This is a genomic window from Actinocrispum wychmicini, from assembly GCF_004345645.1.
GTDB lineage: Bacteria > Actinomycetota > Actinomycetes > Mycobacteriales > Pseudonocardiaceae > Kibdelosporangium > Kibdelosporangium wychmicini.
The window spans coordinates 391084-406043 of record NZ_SLWS01000002.1 but is presented as its reverse complement, the minus strand read 5'-3'; the positions used below and the strand labels follow the sequence as shown (position 1 = coordinate 406043).

Genomic DNA, 14960 nt, shown 5'->3' with positions numbered 1-14960 from the left:
GGGAGACCGCGCACGGCGAACCCGGGTGGGGCGGCCGGCGGCGATCGGTGAGTTACAGAGACGCGCCACTGGCCGCAGTGAACAGAACCGCGGTCAGTGAACCCATCACGTAACGAGCGTGCTTGAAGCCGGTTACGAGTGAACGCATGGCGAACCTCCCTTCGAACACTTGTCGGGACAATTTGACCCAGCGTGACCGTCAGGTGGCCACGCTGTGCTACCCACATTGCTCGTGAGTAGTCGCCTCAGTCGGTGACAATCACCTTGACCGTCATCTCCGGGTGCATCGAACACGTGAGGTAAAAGGTGCCCGTCTCGTTCCACGGTGGCGTTGTGTAACTGTCGTTCGTCTCCGTCATCACGCGCATGTGCATCGGCACCGCGTCGGCGTCGGTGAGCGTGCCGTCCTGGCCGGGGCCGATGATGTGCGCCCACCGCGAGTTGTTCACCAGCGTCAGGGTTTCGCCGCGGTGGATGGTGATCACGTCGGTCGTGAACGTCTCGTGGGCCATGCCGACGTCACCGGACGGCGGCGCGGGCGGTTCGGCGCCCGCGGCCGGCAGGAACGCCCCGGCCACCAGCAAGGGAATAGCGAAGAGTATCCGCGGAATTGACACGATAAGACTCCGTCCGCAATTGCACGGCCGTCGATAGCGCGGCCTCGCCGTCACCCGTTCATTGAATCGTCGGATCCTTGACGAGTGAGCATACGGTTCACCGGCTCGTCAGAGAACCGTCAACGGGAAGAAAACTCCGGGCAGCTCCGCGAATAAGATCAAACCGTCGTTACGAACACAATCGAATCACCGTTATCGCACAAATGGAACAATTCAGGAAACTGCTACGACATTTGTCACGCGCCAATCGGGTCGGGTTCAAACGGCCGATTGAAATCGCGGAAAGTGGTCGCTGTGGTCACGTTAGGTGAAACTCGGTTGGAAATGCGCCATTTTCGGGATGGTGAATTTCCGACCGGCCGGGGAGCTCAATGGCCCCGAACTGCCTTCGCGGCGTCGACCAGCCCGTGGCCGTAGAAGCTGGTCTGGCCGCCCGCGCTGGTGCAGACCGCGTCCGGCTTGCCGTCTCCATTCGGGTCGTAGAGCTCGGGGCACGGCAGCCGGGTCGCGTCGGCGAACAGGGCGCGGGCCAGTCGCGAGGCTGGCCAGTGTGGATGCTCGCTGGCGATCAACGCGGCCACACCGGCGGCGTGCGGCGCCGCCATCGAGGTTCCGCTGAGCGACCGGTACAGCCCGCCCGGCCACGTCGACCACACCCGAACCCCGGGCGCCGCCACCGCGATCGGGCCGATCGCGTAGTTCGAGAAACTGGCCTTGAGCAGCTTCTCGTCCACCGCGCCGGTACCCACCACGCCGGGCAGTTCGTGCGGCAGCCGGATGCAGCTGTTGTCGATCATGCGGCTGACCGGTGTGCTGTCCGCTGGGCTTTCGTTGTCCACCTTGCGGTTGTTCAGGTCGAGGCCCGCGTTGCCGCCTGAGGCGACGACAAGGACGTTACGGCGCTGCGCGTACTGCACGGCGCGGCCGACGGCTGCCAGGATCGCGGCCTGGTCGACCTGCGCGGGGCAGTGGTAGCGCCACGGGATGGCTCGGTAGCTGTTGCTGGCGATCCGGAAACCGTGCTCGGCGGCCCAGACGAAACCGCACACCATGCTCTCCGCGGTCTCGGTGTCGTCCAGCTCCGCCAGCTTCACCGAGGCGATCCGGACCCCTGGGGCGACGCCGACCACGCCCGTCCCGTTCCGGGCGGCCGCGATCGTGCCGGCCACGTGGGTGCCGTGCCCGTCCAGCGTCGGGCGCCACGCCGCCCGGCCGCGGTCGGCCCAGCCGGACAGGCAGGACACCGACTTGCCGGTGTCCACCGCACGGGTGAGTTCCGGGTGTTGGTCGTCCACGCCGGTGTCCAGGACGCCGACCACCACATCACGGTCACCGGTGGTCACCTGGTGCGCCCGGTCGACGCCGATGGCCGCCACGTCCCAGGCGGCGCCCTCGGCCGGCACCTTGGCGCTGTCCGGCGACCCCGGGCCGGTGTACACCAAGTCCTTGCGCGGGGCGAAGAACTCGACCGGGATCTTGGCCGTGCGCGTCGCCCCGACCGCTTCGACGCCGCGCACCTGACGCAACCGCGCGGCGAAGCCGTCGTCGGTCGAGTACGCCACCACCACGCCGATCTGCGGATAGGAAGAGACGACCTTGCCGCCTGAGCCACGCACGGCGCGCTCGGCCCGCCAGGTGTCCCGGAGTCCACCCTTGGTCACCACGACGTAAGGCATGACGAGCTGCCCAGGCGCCTCGGTGATGGTCGGCTCCGAAGTGAGCGCCGGCACGGACTCGGGCTGCTCGTCAGCCTGAGCGGCTGGCGCCAGCAGCGTCGCGCCCACCAAGGCCAGTGCCAACGTCCCCACAGTCCGACGACGCCACGATCCGACTACCGCGCCCATGAGCCCATCCCCTCGGAGTTCTGACGACCTGTCGAGTGTCCGCCGGACGGCGAGATCCGGACAACCGACGATCTATCGGTCGCAGGTCGGCCCGGCGAAGACTTCTTCGACCGCGGTGTCGATCTGGGCCGCCGCCGTTCGACGGAAGGGTGAGACGAGACGATCGAGACCACCGGGAGACGACGATGAGGGCAGGACGACGCGAGTGGCTGGGGTTGGCGGTGCTGGCGCTGCCGACCCTGCTGTTGTCGCTGGACATGAGCGTGCTGCACCTGGCAGTCCCGCACCTGGCCGCCGACCTGCGGCCGAGCAGCACCCAACTGTTGTGGATCATCGACATCTACGGCTTCATGATCGCCGGTTTCCTGGTCACGATGGGCACCCTGGGCGACCGGATCGGCCGGCGGAAACTGCTGATGATCGGCGGTGCCGCGTTCGGCGTGGCGTCGATCGTGGCGGCCTTCGCGACCAGCCCGGAGATGCTGATCGGGGCACGGGCCGTGCTCGGGATCGCCGGCGCGACGCTGATGCCGTCCACGTTGGCGCTGATCAGCAACATGTTCCAGAACCCCAAGCAGCGCGGGACCGCGATCGCGGTGTGGATGAGCTGCTTCATGGGCGGCATGGTGATCGGGCCGGTGGTCGGCGGCGTGCTGCTGGAGCACTTCCGGTGGGGCTCGGTGTTCCTGATGTCCGTGCCGGTGATGGTGCTGCTGCTGGCCACCGCGCCGAAGCTGCTGCCGGAGTACCGCGACACCGCCGCCGGACGGCTCGACCTGGCGAGCGTGGCCCTGTCGCTGGGCGCGATCCTGCCGATCATCTACGCCCTCAAGGAAACCGCCAAGGACGGCGTGTCGTTGGTCAACCTGGTCGTGCTCGCCGTGGGCCTGTCAGTCGGCGCGGTGTTCGTCCGCCGGCAGCGCGGCCTGGCCGACCCGATGCTGGACCTGCGGCTGTTCCGGGTGCGGGCGTTCAGCGCGGCGGTGAGCATCATGCTGGTCGGCGCGGTCACCATGGGCGGCGTCTTCCTGCTGGTCAGCCAGTACCTGCAGATGGTCGCCGGGCTGAACGCGGCGCAGGCCGGGCTCTGGCTGGTGCCGCAGGCCGGTGCGGTGGTGGTCGGGTCGATGATCGCGCCACGGCTGGCACAGCGGTTCCGGCCGGAGTTCGTGCTCGGTTTCGGGATGCTGGTCGCGGCCGGCGGGATCGTGCTGTTCACGCAGGCCGCCGGAACCGGCGGGGTGGCGTTCGTGGTCGTGGGCATGTCGATCGCCGGCTTCGGGATGGGGCCGCAGGGCGTGCTGTGCACCGAGATGGTGGTCAGCTCGGTCCCACCGCAGAAGGCCGGTGCCGCCTCGGCGATGTCCGAGACCAGCGCCGAATTCGGGATCGCCATGGGGATCGCGGTGTTCGGCAGCATCAGCACGGCCGTCTACCGCGACCAGGTCGCCATTCCCGCCCAGGTGCCCGCCGAGGCCGCCGCTCAGGCGACGGACAGCATGGCCGGAGCCCTGCGGGCGGCCAGCACTCTTCCCGGTTCGCTGGCCGACGGTGTCCTTGCCACCGCACGGGATGCCTTCTCATCCGGACTGCACACCGTCGCCGGTATCGGTACCGCGATTGTCGTGGTGTTCGCAGTGGTCGGCATGATCGCGCTGCGCAGGACCCGCCCAGCCGTCATCGAAAAGCCGGTTCCCGTCCTGGAGAACCACTGACGCGATGGCTGTCAGCGCTGCGGATACCCGGGTTGCGGGTATCTGTACTGCGGATACGGTTGCTGGTACTGGAAGTTGGGCTGCGGTTGTTGGTACTGCGGCGGGGCGGGCGGACCGATGGGCAGCAGGGACACGAGGGTGTACAGCTTGCCCAGCGCCTGCAGCACCTCGTCCGGTTTCGTGCGCCCGAAGATGGGGTTCTCCACGTAGACCAGATCAGTGCCCACCAGGGCCCAGTTGTGGGTCTTGAGCTGCCGCATCGTCGACATCACGGGCGGCGTGAGGAGCTGCGTGGCGACCTGCGGGTCGGTGTCGATGATCTTGTACCACCGGTTGAACTTCGGGTCGTACGTGGGCGGCTCGGGGTAGTGGTCGACCTCGTAGGTCGGTGCGGTGCTGCTGACGATCTGGAACCGGGGCATCGGCGCCCGCAGCGTGACCACCCACACCGACTCGATCTCGATGGTGTCCCGGTCGTTCATGTGCCGATGCGTGTACTTGGTGTAGGAGCTGGTCACCTTGGGGCGGCGGTGGAAGTCGAACATCGTGAACGGCAGCCCCTGGTACGCACCGGAGAGCACGCCGAACGCGAGCCGTTTGTCACCGCGCTGCGTGAACGGCATGACGTTCCACCGGTCCAGGAGTTCCGGTGCGTCCGGCCGGAACTGCCAGCCGTACTGCGCGGACGCCTGATACCGCTCGGCGTTGGTCTTCTCGATCCGTTTGGACTCGTTGCCGTACGCGTTGTCCATCGCTCATCCCCAGTCTCATTCGGTATCCCGCACTGTGATCATGCCTCACGACTGATGACGGGTTGTGAGCGCCGGCAGGCCGGAGGTATGACAGCCTTATGAAGGCTAGCGGGTTGGTTGTCCTCTCCGTGGTCCTGGCAATGGCGGTCGCCCCGGCCACCGCGAGTGCGCGAACCTGTGACTGTGCCGATGTCATCCACGGTTCCGCGGCTCGGCTGCAGCCCGAGGGTGTCGGCTACGATCCGATCAGGGACCACTTCCTGGTCGGTTCGGTCACCCAGGGCACCGTCTCGGTCGTGCAGACCGACGGCACCGTCCGGACCCTCGTCAACGACCCTGTGCTGGTCACCACCATGGGCATGACGGTGGACGCGAAGCGGGGCCGGCTGCTGGTCGTCAACGGCGACGTCGGGTTGAGTTCCCGGACAACGCCCCAGACCCTGAACAAGACCGCCGGACTGGGCGTCTACGACCTGCGCACCGGACGGCGACTGGCCTACCACGACCTTGGCGCGCTTGATCCCACCCGTCAGCACTTCGGCAACGACGTCGCCCTCACACCGGACGGCACCGCCTACGTCACCGATTCCCTCAGTGGCGCCATTTACCGCGTGCCGTTGAAGGGCTCGCCCACCGTCCTGATGCGCGACGACCGGCTGCAGCCGGTGGGCCGTGGCAACGGCGCCAACGGAATCGTGTGGCACCCGCGCGGGTTCCTGCTGATCGCACAATCCTCCGCACGCGCGCTCTACAAGTTGAGTGGCACCAACCTCACGCAGGTCACCGTCGATCAACCGATCGGCGCTCCGGACGGACTGCTGCTGCGCGGCCACAACACACTGGAGGCAGTGGACAACACCGCTGCCAACCGTGTGGTCACGCTGCAGTCGAAAGACAACTGGTCCACGGCGGGCGTGACCGTGAGTCGGCCTTGGCCGGACCCAGCACCCACCACGATGGCCAACAGTCGTTGCGGCGTCTATGTGCTCAGCGGTCGGCTGGATACACTTCCCCAGGGAAGCGACGAATTCCTGTTGCGACGCCTGGACGTCGACGGACACTGACGGCGGTCAGGATGCCGCTGAGCACCGCGCCGAGCAGGAAGTCGGCGACGTAGGGGTCGATGGACTCGATCTGGTTGGTCTCGGCTTTGGCGGCGGGGGTGAGGCCGCCAGCGTCGCCGGGACCGGCGATGTCCGGGACCAGGCCAGGGGCGAGCCGGTAGGTGAGCACGGCGGCCAAGAAGAACAGGAGCAGGGTGACGGCCGCGGCGGCCAGTCCGCTGAGCGTGCCCTTGATGGGTGAGCCGGTTCGCGAACCCAGCGCGGTGCCGGCGGGCACGAGGGCGCATGCGACGAGGAACGTGAGGATCGGCGCGGCGCGGACGCCAATGAGCAGGAGCATGGGAACCCACCACACGGCCAGGCCCACCAAGGTGAGCGTCGCGGCGATGGGCAGCGACAGCGCGTCGGCGGCGGGCTGGGTGGTGGCGCGCAGGAAGCCGGTGAGGTAGACGCCGACCGCGAGGGCCGCGAGCCACCAGCCTGTGGGGTCGTTGGTTCCGGTGGTGAGCAGCACGGCCACAGTGGTCATGACGGCGGCGTATCCGGCGAGACGGATCAGTCGGGGAACGAGGTCGATGCCGGCCGGGCCGAGGGCGCCGCGGCGGCGACCGCACCAGGCCAGGACAGTGATGACCGCGATCAGCCCGATGGCCTCGACACGGACACCCGCCGAGGGGAGGTCGGCTGTCTGGCGGAGGATCACCGCGGCGAAGACCAGCATGCCGACATAGCCGGCCAGCGTGCGCAGCGCGGTACCGCTGAGGAGGACCGCTCGCGTGCAGCCACGGACGAACTGACGGCGTGCCGGCCCTTCGGTGATGGCGGCCAGTTCCGCGCGCATGGCTTGACCCCAGTCCTTGCGGTGGAAGGGAAGCGCGCGGACCACCACGGCAAGAACGCGGCCGGCCATATCCTCGTGCCGGGTCATCAGGCACCACCCAGGGCGATGCTGCCCCGCGCCGGCTGCGTACGCGGGCTGTCCTGCCGTACGTGCTCCAGAAGACGCAGGCCAGGGGCCAGGATGCGGTACAGGTGCCGGGGCGGGCGCCCGACCGGTGGGTCGCTCTCCCAGGACGCGTCCAGCAAACCCCGCTGGCACAACCGGATCAGGATCGGGTAGAGGGTGCCGGCCTTGATCCCCAGCTCTTTGCCGAGTTCGTAGCCGTAGCGTGGGTTTCCCGGGTCGTGCGCCAGAACGGCCAGTACGGCAACGGTTTGCGCGGACGGTCGGCGAGCCATCCAAGAAGTCTACCTAGATAGACTTCTTGGCCACAAGGGCGCTTTCATGATGTGCCCGCGGCGGGTTTGAGCACGCTGAGTGCCTGGAGGACGCCGCGGATCTGGTGGACGTACTCGGTGCAGCCGTCGCAGTCTTGGAGGTGGTGGTCGAGTCCGGCGCGCCAGTCCGGCGCCAGCACGCCGTCGAGGTAACTGGTCACGAGGTCGACGAGTTCCCGGCAGGCCAGGTCCGACGGTTGCGGCTCGACGGCCGGTGCCGCCGCGGGCGGCCGGACGGCGGACAACACCAGCAGGATCGCGACCAGCGCGACGATTCCGCCGTCGCCACCAACCGCGAGATCGCCGCCCAACTGTTCCTCAGCACCCGCACGATCGACTACCACCTGCGAAAGGTGTGCCAGAAGACCGGGATCTCCTCGCGCACCGACCTCATCCGGCTGACCCTGCCCGACACCTGAGCGGACCAGCCGGGCGTCCGGTCGGCGCTCAGCCGATCTGCTGGCGAATCCAGTCGGCGACGACGTCCACCCGGGCGAGGACCTCACGGCCGGGCTGGGGGCACGACGGCCCGGTGTTCACGATGGCGACCAACGTGCCCGTCTTGTCGTCGCCCGCGTAGAACGGCGCGCCCGAGTCGTCCGGGCATGGGCTGTTCTCCACGGTCCGGGCCACCACGGGCGACGCTTCCACAGTGGTCTGCCCGATTTTGGCCACCGTGAACTCGCCGCGCTTGAGGTGGTCGGACGGGGCGACCGCTTTCGCCGAAAGCGAGCCCCAACCGGCGAAATGCAACCGCTGGCCGACCTTTGGCTTCGTGTCCGCGATGGTCAACGGCGTGATGCCGTCCACAGGCGACGCGAGTCTCACCACGGCGAGATCGTTGACGGGGGACTGCCGGACATCCACCACTGGCGCTGTTTCACCGCCGGGATCACTGTCCTTGAGCTTGCCCACTGTAACCGTCATATGATATGGCGGCGGTCCACCAATCCGGTTGTCCTTCGTGTCGTGGAAACAATGCCCGGCCGTGACAACCCATTCGCGGGCGATCAGCGATCCGCTGCACCCGCCGCTGCGCACTCCGCCGCCCGGGACGGGAATGTCCGACGACGTCAGTTTCGCGTTGAACGGCAGTATCGCGCTCACCACCGGCCGGCTCGAAGTCGTCGTCGCCGCCACCGACGGCGTCGGGCTGTCACCGCTCGTGACAACGCTGTGCTGTGGCGGTGCCTGGACCTGCTCGGCCCCAGCCGCCGCGCGCTGTTGACCAGCGAAAACGTAGCCAAACGCCGCCCCGGCCCCCAGCACGGCGGCGAACGCCACCACCCACAACCGGAACAACGACCGACCCCGCGCATTCGGACTCACACGATCAACACGTACGACACCTCACTTCGGTTGCGGGAGTGCCCACCTTTCGGTGGCCTCAGTGGTGGCGGATCAGGTCAGGTTCTTCTCGATCGCGGTGCGGTAGGCCGCCATGAAGTGATCGCGGATTCCCGCACTGGCCGGCGCGAACGCGTCCGCGGTCAGGCCCTTGGCCCGTTCGGTCAACCCGCCCAGCAGGGTCGTCGACTCCCGGACGCGGCCGGCGGCGTCGATGAACCGCAGGGCGTCGACGTGGTGGTAGACCGGCTCGGGCGGCAGTCGGGGCACGATGTCGTTGTTGTTGACGAACCGGTGGCAGCGGCCGGCGAACGCGGTGTTGTAGGCCGACGCCAGCAGACGGTCGCAGGTGCGGGGCTGGCCGAAGGTGTAGACGCCGTCCGCTCGTAGCTTGGGGTCCTCGAAGGACAGCCACGCGCCGGCCAGCATCGCCAGGGCGCCGCCGAGGCTGTGACCGGTGAACCACACCGACTGGTCGTTGTCCCGCAGTTCGCTGACCGCGTCCTTGACCTGCGGCCACACCGAACGCAGCGCCTCGGCGAAGCCGAAGTGGACCAGCCCGGTGCCGGCCGGACCGGGCCGGGGCGGAGTGTTCACATCGGACAGCCAGTCCCGGATCTGGGCGGGTTCGGTGCCCCGGAACGCGATGATGATCATGTTGTCGCTGGCCGCGGTGTACGCCTGGGTGTCGGCCAGTGGGAACGGCGGGGTGAACCGGGTCAGGTGGTGGCGCACCCGGTCGAAACCCCACCGGCCGGCTTCGGCCTTGACGGCGTCCTCGTTCTGGTAGGCCAGCTCGGCGGCCTTGGCCATCCCGTAGGCCAGCGGGAGGCTGTAGCCCTTGGCACGGCTGGTCGTGCGTGGCGAACACTCATGTTCGGGTGCTCTCACGCACGACCAGCGGGCAATCCGGGTCAGCGGCGGCAGGTGTAGCTGTCCGCCGAGTTCGGGTCACCGTGACCGTTGTACCGCGCCTTCAGTGGATAGTGGCAGATGTTGCGGGTCCTGGCTCCGTCCGCGGTGACCGCCGGCAAGGTGTCCGGTGCCTTGCCTTTCTCCACCCAGTTGACGAGCGCGCTGAGTGGGTCGGCCGGGTACGGTCCTGGGCCGCCGAAACAGTGGTCCACGCCGGGCGCGAGGAACACCCGGTAGAAATTGTCCACTGTGGTTGATCCGCCCAGCCGGCGCTCGACCCGTTCCCGGTAGTCGACCGTGCCCTGGTACGGGATGATCGAGTCGTCGAGGCCGTGCCACGTGATCATCTTGCCGCCGGCCGCCCGGAACGCCGACAGGTCCGGGTCGTCCGTGCCGATGATCGCGTTGAACTTCGCCCGCGACTTGGCGAACAGCCGGTCGAAGTCGCGGTAGGTGACCGTCCGCAGGTCGAACGACGGGTCCTCCTGCACGAAGTACCTCAGCCAGTTCTCGGAGATCTTGAACGGCGCGCCCACGGTCGACCCGTCCGGGCCGGGAACAGTGTTGGCCAGGCCGGAGAACGCCGCGGTCTTGTTGAGCCCGAACCACAACGGCGTGCCCTGCCAGATCTTGCGGACCACGTCGGCGTCGGCGCGTGAGATCGTGATCTCCTTGCCGGCACAGACGATCTTCGTGCCGACCAGGCGGTAAGGGTTGTAGTCGCACGACTTCGGCAGGTCGACCACGCCGTCGGCCACCCCGTCATCGCGGTCACACGCGGCCGTCGCCGCGTCGTGGAACGCCTGGAACTCGCACTGTGTCGGGAAGTTGTGCTCCTGCTGCATGACCACCTGCGGCCACACCAGGTCCGGGATGAACCGGTCCCAGTTGACCGCCGGCGCGTTGGCGCTGATGCCGTCGTAGTCGCCTGGGTACCGCTGGGCCTCCATCAGGCCTTGCCGCCCGCCGGTCGAGCAGCCGGTCCAGTACGAATAGCGCGGCGCCGTCGCGTAGTACCGGGTGGTCACCGCCTTGCCCGCGACGGCCATGTCGTGCAACGATCGGGACGCGAAGTCCAGCAGCAGCGGCTGGTTCACGTGGCCGTCCGGGCCGAGCGCCCAACTCGACGGATCCTCGAAGTCGATGACGTGCCCGCCGTCCGTCGAAGCGGCCGCGTAGCCGTCCTTCACGGCCTGCGCGAGCCCGAACTCACCCATGGTCATCGCATAGCCACCACCGCCGGTGCCCTGGAACCGCCCGTTCCACCCGCTGACCGGCAACCAGACCGACACGGTCACCCGGTCGTTCGCGCCGGGATGTGTGAGGACGAGGGTGATGTCGCAGTACGGCGGCACGTCGGTGATCGGTGGAACCCCAGGGAACGGCACCTCCACGGTGCCACCCGGCTTCTCGACGCCGGTCGCGGACACCACCTGAGCGCCCGGAACAGCTGGTTTGCCCGCCTCACAGGCCCGCGTGTGCGCGGACGCCTGCGGTGCGACGGTCAGGAACGCCGGCAGGAGCAACCCTGCCAGCAGTAGTCGTCTCATCTTGCCCCCTATCGATCGACAGGACACCTGTGACCGTATCGGGGACCACCGACAGTTCTGTGGCGAACAGGCCCTGGCCTACTTGTTGACGCTGACGGGCGCTCCGTTGGCCGCCACGTCCGGTTTGGCGGGGATCGGGGGCGCGGGCACCGGGACGGCCGCCGCGGCTTCCCGGCTGAGGAACGAGCCGAGCTCCCCGATGGTGCTCATGAGGGGTGCCGGGAAGACGACTGTGGTGTTCTTGTCCACGCCGATCTCGACCAGGCTCTGGAGGTTTCGCAGTTGCAGGGCCAACGGGTGGGCCATCATGGTGTCGGAGGCTTCGCCCAGCGCGGCGGCGGCCAGTGACTCGCCTTCGGCGGCGATGATCTTGGCTCGCTTCTCGCGCTCCGCTTCGGCTTGCCGTGCCATCGCTCGTTTCATGCTGTCGGGCAGTTGGATGTCCTTGAGTTCGACCAGGGTGACCACGACGCCCCACTCGACGGTCGCCACGTCGAGGATCTCGCGGATGCTGATGTTGATGGCGTCGGTCTCGGACAGTGTCTGGTCCAGGGTGTGTTGCCCGACGACCTTGCGCAGGGTGGTCTGGGCGATCTGGTTGATGGCCGCGGCGACGTTCTCGATGGCCACCACGGACTTCACCGCGTCGATGACGCGGTAGTAGGCGACGGCGGAGACGTCGATGCTCACGTTGTCCCGGGTGATGATGCCCTGGGACTGGATGGGCATGGTGATGATCCGCAGCGACACCTTGCGCAGGATGTCGATCACCGGGACGATCACGGCGAGTCCGGGTTCCCGCACTTTTCGCACCCGGCCCAACCGGAACAGCACCCCTTGCTCGTACTGGGTGACGATCCGCAACGAGAGTGCGAGTCCCAGCAGGATCACGATCCCGATGGCGACGTACAGAACGATCATCGAGTTTCCTTTCGCGGCAAGGGTGTGCGGCTGGTGATGCCGACTATCGCGCCGATGATGGCGCCGAGGATCAGCGTGCCGAAGGTGGTGGGCCAGTTTCGGTCGCGTGCGGTGTCGCCGGCCGGGCGAGGCCGCTGGGCGGCTGGCGTGGGCTTGGGTATGTGTCGCATCGTTGGTGTGCCTCCTCGTGCGTCGAGGTGACGCAGTCGGGTCATTCGGGTTCGGGTGTTGGCTGGACGTTTCGCAGCGCGCGGTTGTGGCGCGGCTCGGTGCGGGTCTTGGCGTCGTCGATCTTTCGGATCATGCCGTTGCGGACCTCGTTGAGGGCCACCGCCAGTTTCGCCGAGTCCGAAGTAGACACCAAGTGCAGCCGGGGAGTGCGGCGGATCCAGCATTCCAGCGTGACCCGTTGGGCCGCGCCGCCGCGATCCTTGAGACTGATCTCCAGGTCGATCTGTACCTCGTGGAAGGACCGCAGTCTCGGATCGAGCGCGGCCAGGCGCCGGACGATCCAGTCACGTTCGGAGTCCAGGAAACCGGTGGCGAGGTGCAGTCGGTCGGCGATCAGGTTCGGCTCGTGCGGAATCGCGGTCATACGGAGGTGCCTTCCTGGGCATGATGTCCTGCGGGGTCCAAGCGGGACAGTGCGCTGCTGTGGTCGTCAGCTAACGCGCGGAACGGCGCAGGCGTCGGCGTAGTTGCCAGATCCGCAGTGATCCCGCGATCGCGGTGAGCAGCAGGCCGGCCATGGCGGCCAGGAGCATGGCGACGGCGAGTGACACGTGTCCGGTGGCGCCGAGGTAGGAGATCTCCACCGGCTGGGTGTTCTGCAGGATGAAGATGAGCAGGAGGACCAGCACGACGGCGAATATGATCACGCCGATCCAGACGACACCCGTCCGGGTGCGTCGCAGCGGGTCGGGATCACCGGTCGCCGGTGCGGTCTGGATGGGGCCTGGGACGGCGTCCACAGGTGGGGTGTTTGAAGGTACGTGCCTGGTGGCGGACGTATCGGTCATGGGTGCGCCCCCTCTCTGAATGAGGGGCTTACCTCCGCATGCTACTCCCGATCTCGGCGGACATCGTCCGGCGGAGCGCGTAGGGTGGTGGTCAAGTGCCCTGGACCTCGGCGTGACATCAGCCGACCGAAGGGTGTTCCGGTGACACGTCTCGACCTGACTCTCCGCATCACGGCCCAAGTGGGGGCCTGCTGATGACCACCTCCACCGCGGTTCGCCCCGCACCAGGTGCCGATCCGAAGCCGATGGTCGTCCCCGGCCGGTCGACGCGCGAGCAGATCCTGGTGAAGGCCTTCGTCCTGCTGCCCTTCGCCGCGTTGATCGCGGCGGTGCCGACGGTCTGGGGCTGGGGTGTGGGCTGGACGGACATCGGCCTGGCCGCGGGCTTCTACACGGTCGCCTGTCTGGGTGTGACGGTCGGCTACCACCGGTATTTCACCCATCGCGCGTTCAAGGCCAAGCGTGGTCTGCGGATCGCGTTGGCGGTGGCCGGTGGCCTGGCCGCGCAGGGGCCGGTGATCGGGTGGGTGGCTGATCACCGGCGGCACCACGCGTTCTCCGACCGTGCGGGCGATCCGCACTCGCCGTGGCTGTTCGGCACCGGGCCGGTGGCGTTGGCCAAGGGGTTCTGGCACGCCCACATGGGCTGGTTGTTCGAACGGGCCGGCACCAACACCGAACGGTTCGCCCCGGATCTGTTGGCCGACCGGGACATCCGGGTCGTCGACCGGCTGTTTCCCTTGTGGGTCGCGGTGAGCATCGGGGTGCCCACCGTGCTGGGCGGGGTGATCACGTTGTCGTGGTGGGGCGCGTTGACGGCGTTCTTCTGGGCGGGTCTGGTGCGGGTTTCGTTCCTGCACCACGTGACGTGGTCGATCAACTCGATCTGCCACATGATCGGCGACCGGCCGTTCGCCTCACGGGACAAGGCGGCGAACTTCTGGCCCTTGGCGATCCTGTCGATGGGGGAGTCGTGGCACAACTCGCACCACGCCGACCCGACGTGCGCCCGACATGGTGTGCTGCGCGGGCAGATTGACATCTCGGCGAGGGTGATCTGGATCTTCGAGCGGCTCGGCTGGGTGTCGGACGTGCGGTGGAGCACGCCCGCGCGACTGGCCCGGATCGCTGTCCCGAAGGATCGGGCCTTGTCCGGTCGTGGTTCGGACGGATAGCACCCGGCGTGACGGCAGGGTCGCCGAGATCCTGTCGGCGATCGATGGCCACGGCGGTGAGCAGGTCGGGCTGCCCGCGAGGTTGTGTGCGGAATGCTTGTCGGCGTTGCCGGTCAGCGGGGTCGGGTTGGCGTTGATGACCGCTGACGGGCCCAGTGGTGTCGTCCTCGCGGCCACTGACGGGCGGGCCCGGCAGTTGGAGGAACTGCAGTTCGCGCTCGGTCAGGGGCCGTGTGTCGAAGCGTCCGGCAGCGGTCGCCCGGTCCTCGAACCGGATCTCGGGGCGGCTGGGCCGGCACGCTGGCCACGGTTCGGCGCGGCCGTGCTCGACGCCGGTGTGCACGCGATCTTCGCGTTCCCACTGCGGGTCGGCGCCATCCGGGTGGGCGTCCTGGACCTGTACCGCGACACCCCGGGGCAGCTCACAGCCGTTGAACTCGCCGACGCGGCGGCCTTCGCTGACGCGGCCACCGTCGTGATCCTGCACCTGCAGGACTACGACGAGCACGACAGCACGCACGTCCCACTCGCCGGACCGATCGACAACCGCGCTGAGGTCCATCAAGCGACCGGGATGATCGCGATCCAGCTCGGCATCAGTCTTGCTGAGGCACTGCGTCGGTTGCGAGCGCACGCGTACGCCATCGGACGGACGGTGTCCGCCGTAGCCGCGGATGTGGTGAGCCGCCGTATGTGTTTCGATGACACTGGGCCAGAAGGCACGACGCGGCAGGACCGGCCATGATCCGTGAGACGGTGGGGG

The 14960-nt window shown here is 68.0% G+C and carries 18 protein-coding genes; 6 read left to right on the top strand and 12 right to left on the bottom strand.

Annotated elements, in window-relative coordinates; genetic code table 11:
* Window positions 1-245: 245 nt before the first annotated feature.
* Together EV192_RS10385 and EV192_RS10380 are read right to left on the bottom strand one after the other, a co-directional pair.
* A complete protein-coding gene (locus EV192_RS10385; RefSeq protein WP_132113815.1) occupies window positions 246-617 on the bottom strand; it encodes a cupredoxin domain-containing protein in 372 nt (123 codons plus the stop codon).
* Between the two features lie 368 nt (window positions 618-985).
* Window positions 986-2461, bottom strand: a complete 1476-nt coding sequence (locus EV192_RS10380) for a S8 family peptidase (RefSeq protein WP_132113813.1) — start codon at window positions 2459-2461, stop codon at window positions 986-988.
* A 185-nt stretch (window positions 2462-2646) separates the two neighbouring features.
* On the opposite strand from EV192_RS10380, the gene EV192_RS10375 reads away from it, so the two are divergent.
* Complete coding sequence (locus EV192_RS10375) at window positions 2647-4176, top strand: MFS transporter (RefSeq protein ID WP_132113811.1); 1530 nt, start codon at window positions 2647-2649, stop codon at window positions 4174-4176.
* Window positions 4177-4187: 11 nt separating this feature from the next.
* Here the strand turns inward: EV192_RS10375 and EV192_RS10370 are convergent, their stop codons facing one another.
* On the bottom strand, window positions 4188-4928 hold the full coding sequence (locus EV192_RS10370; RefSeq protein WP_132113809.1) for a hypothetical protein: 741 nt from the start codon (window positions 4926-4928) through the stop codon (window positions 4188-4190).
* 140 nt (window positions 4929-5068) lie between these two features.
* Between EV192_RS10370 and EV192_RS10365 the strand changes: the two genes are divergently transcribed.
* On the top strand, window positions 5069-5992 hold the full coding sequence (locus EV192_RS10365) for a gluconolaconase (protein ID WP_132113807.1): 924 nt from the start codon (window positions 5069-5071) through the stop codon (window positions 5990-5992).
* On the opposite strand, the gene EV192_RS10360 is transcribed toward EV192_RS10365, so the two are convergent.
* Genes EV192_RS10360 through EV192_RS55645 form a run of 3 tightly spaced genes read right to left on the bottom strand, consistent with a single transcriptional unit; the run spans window position 5916 to window position 7614 of the window.
* Entirely contained in the window at window positions 5916-6920 is a 1005-nt protein-coding gene (locus EV192_RS10360) for a hypothetical protein (protein WP_132113805.1), read from the bottom strand. The genes EV192_RS10365 and EV192_RS10360 overlap by 77 nt on opposite strands.
* Window positions 6920-7231 (bottom strand): PadR family transcriptional regulator, encoded by a 312-nt coding sequence (locus EV192_RS10355; protein WP_132113803.1) that lies wholly within the window; start codon window positions 7229-7231, stop codon window positions 6920-6922. Before EV192_RS10355 ends, EV192_RS10360 begins: the two co-directional genes overlap by 1 nt.
* 44 nt (window positions 7232-7275) lie before the next feature.
* Window positions 7276-7614, bottom strand: coding sequence for an anti-sigma factor family protein (locus EV192_RS55645; protein WP_243726757.1), 339 nt, complete (start codon window positions 7612-7614; stop codon window positions 7276-7278).
* Here EV192_RS55645 and EV192_RS55640 point away from each other — a divergent pair.
* A complete protein-coding gene (locus tag EV192_RS55640) occupies window positions 7570-7689 on the top strand; it encodes a LuxR C-terminal-related transcriptional regulator (protein WP_243726823.1) in 120 nt (39 codons plus the stop codon). The genes EV192_RS55645 and EV192_RS55640 overlap by 45 nt on opposite strands.
* 28 nt (window positions 7690-7717) lie before the next feature.
* Here EV192_RS55640 and EV192_RS10345 read toward each other — a convergent pair whose 3' ends face one another.
* Complete coding sequence (locus EV192_RS10345; RefSeq protein WP_243726822.1) at window positions 7718-8311, bottom strand: S1 family peptidase; 594 nt, start codon at window positions 8309-8311, stop codon at window positions 7718-7720.
* Between EV192_RS10345 and EV192_RS55635 the strand changes: the two genes are divergently transcribed.
* Entirely contained in the window at window positions 8259-8498 is a 240-nt protein-coding gene (locus EV192_RS55635) for a hypothetical protein (RefSeq protein ID WP_243726842.1), read from the top strand. The genes EV192_RS10345 and EV192_RS55635 overlap by 53 nt on opposite strands.
* A gap of 173 nt (window positions 8499-8671) precedes the next feature.
* Here EV192_RS55635 and EV192_RS10340 read toward each other — a convergent pair whose 3' ends face one another.
* From EV192_RS10340 to EV192_RS10320, 5 genes are all read right to left on the bottom strand, one after another.
* On the bottom strand, window positions 8672-9508 hold the full coding sequence (locus EV192_RS10340; RefSeq protein ID WP_243726756.1) for a lipase family protein: 837 nt from the start codon (window positions 9506-9508) through the stop codon (window positions 8672-8674).
* Window positions 9509-9531: 23 nt separating this feature from the next.
* A complete protein-coding gene (locus EV192_RS10335; RefSeq protein WP_132113801.1) occupies window positions 9532-11082 on the bottom strand; it encodes a tannase/feruloyl esterase family alpha/beta hydrolase in 1551 nt (516 codons plus the stop codon).
* Window positions 11083-11160: 78 nt separating this feature from the next.
* On the bottom strand, window positions 11161-12003 hold the full coding sequence (locus EV192_RS10330; protein WP_132113799.1) for a slipin family protein: 843 nt from the start codon (window positions 12001-12003) through the stop codon (window positions 11161-11163).
* A gap of 211 nt (window positions 12004-12214) precedes the next feature.
* Window positions 12215-12598: an HPF/RaiA family ribosome-associated protein gene (locus tag EV192_RS10325; RefSeq protein ID WP_132113797.1), complete on the bottom strand. Its 384-nt coding sequence runs from the start codon at window positions 12596-12598 to the stop codon at window positions 12215-12217.
* Between the two features lie 70 nt (window positions 12599-12668).
* A complete protein-coding gene (locus EV192_RS10320) occupies window positions 12669-13022 on the bottom strand; it encodes a lipopolysaccharide assembly protein LapA domain-containing protein (protein WP_132113795.1) in 354 nt (117 codons plus the stop codon).
* 194 nt (window positions 13023-13216) lie between these two features.
* Between EV192_RS10320 and EV192_RS10315 the strand changes: the two genes are divergently transcribed.
* Both EV192_RS10315 and EV192_RS10310 read left to right on the top strand, forming a co-directional pair.
* Window positions 13217-14197 carry an acyl-CoA desaturase gene (locus tag EV192_RS10315; RefSeq protein WP_132113793.1) on the top strand — a complete coding sequence of 327 codons (981 nt, stop codon included), beginning with the start codon at window positions 13217-13219 and terminating at the stop codon, window positions 14195-14197.
* Window positions 14181-14942, top strand: a complete 762-nt coding sequence (locus EV192_RS10310) for a GAF and ANTAR domain-containing protein (protein ID WP_207925965.1) — start codon at window positions 14181-14183, stop codon at window positions 14940-14942. The genes EV192_RS10315 and EV192_RS10310 overlap by 17 nt, the downstream gene beginning before the upstream one ends.
* The last annotated feature ends 18 nt before the right edge of the window (window positions 14943-14960 follow it).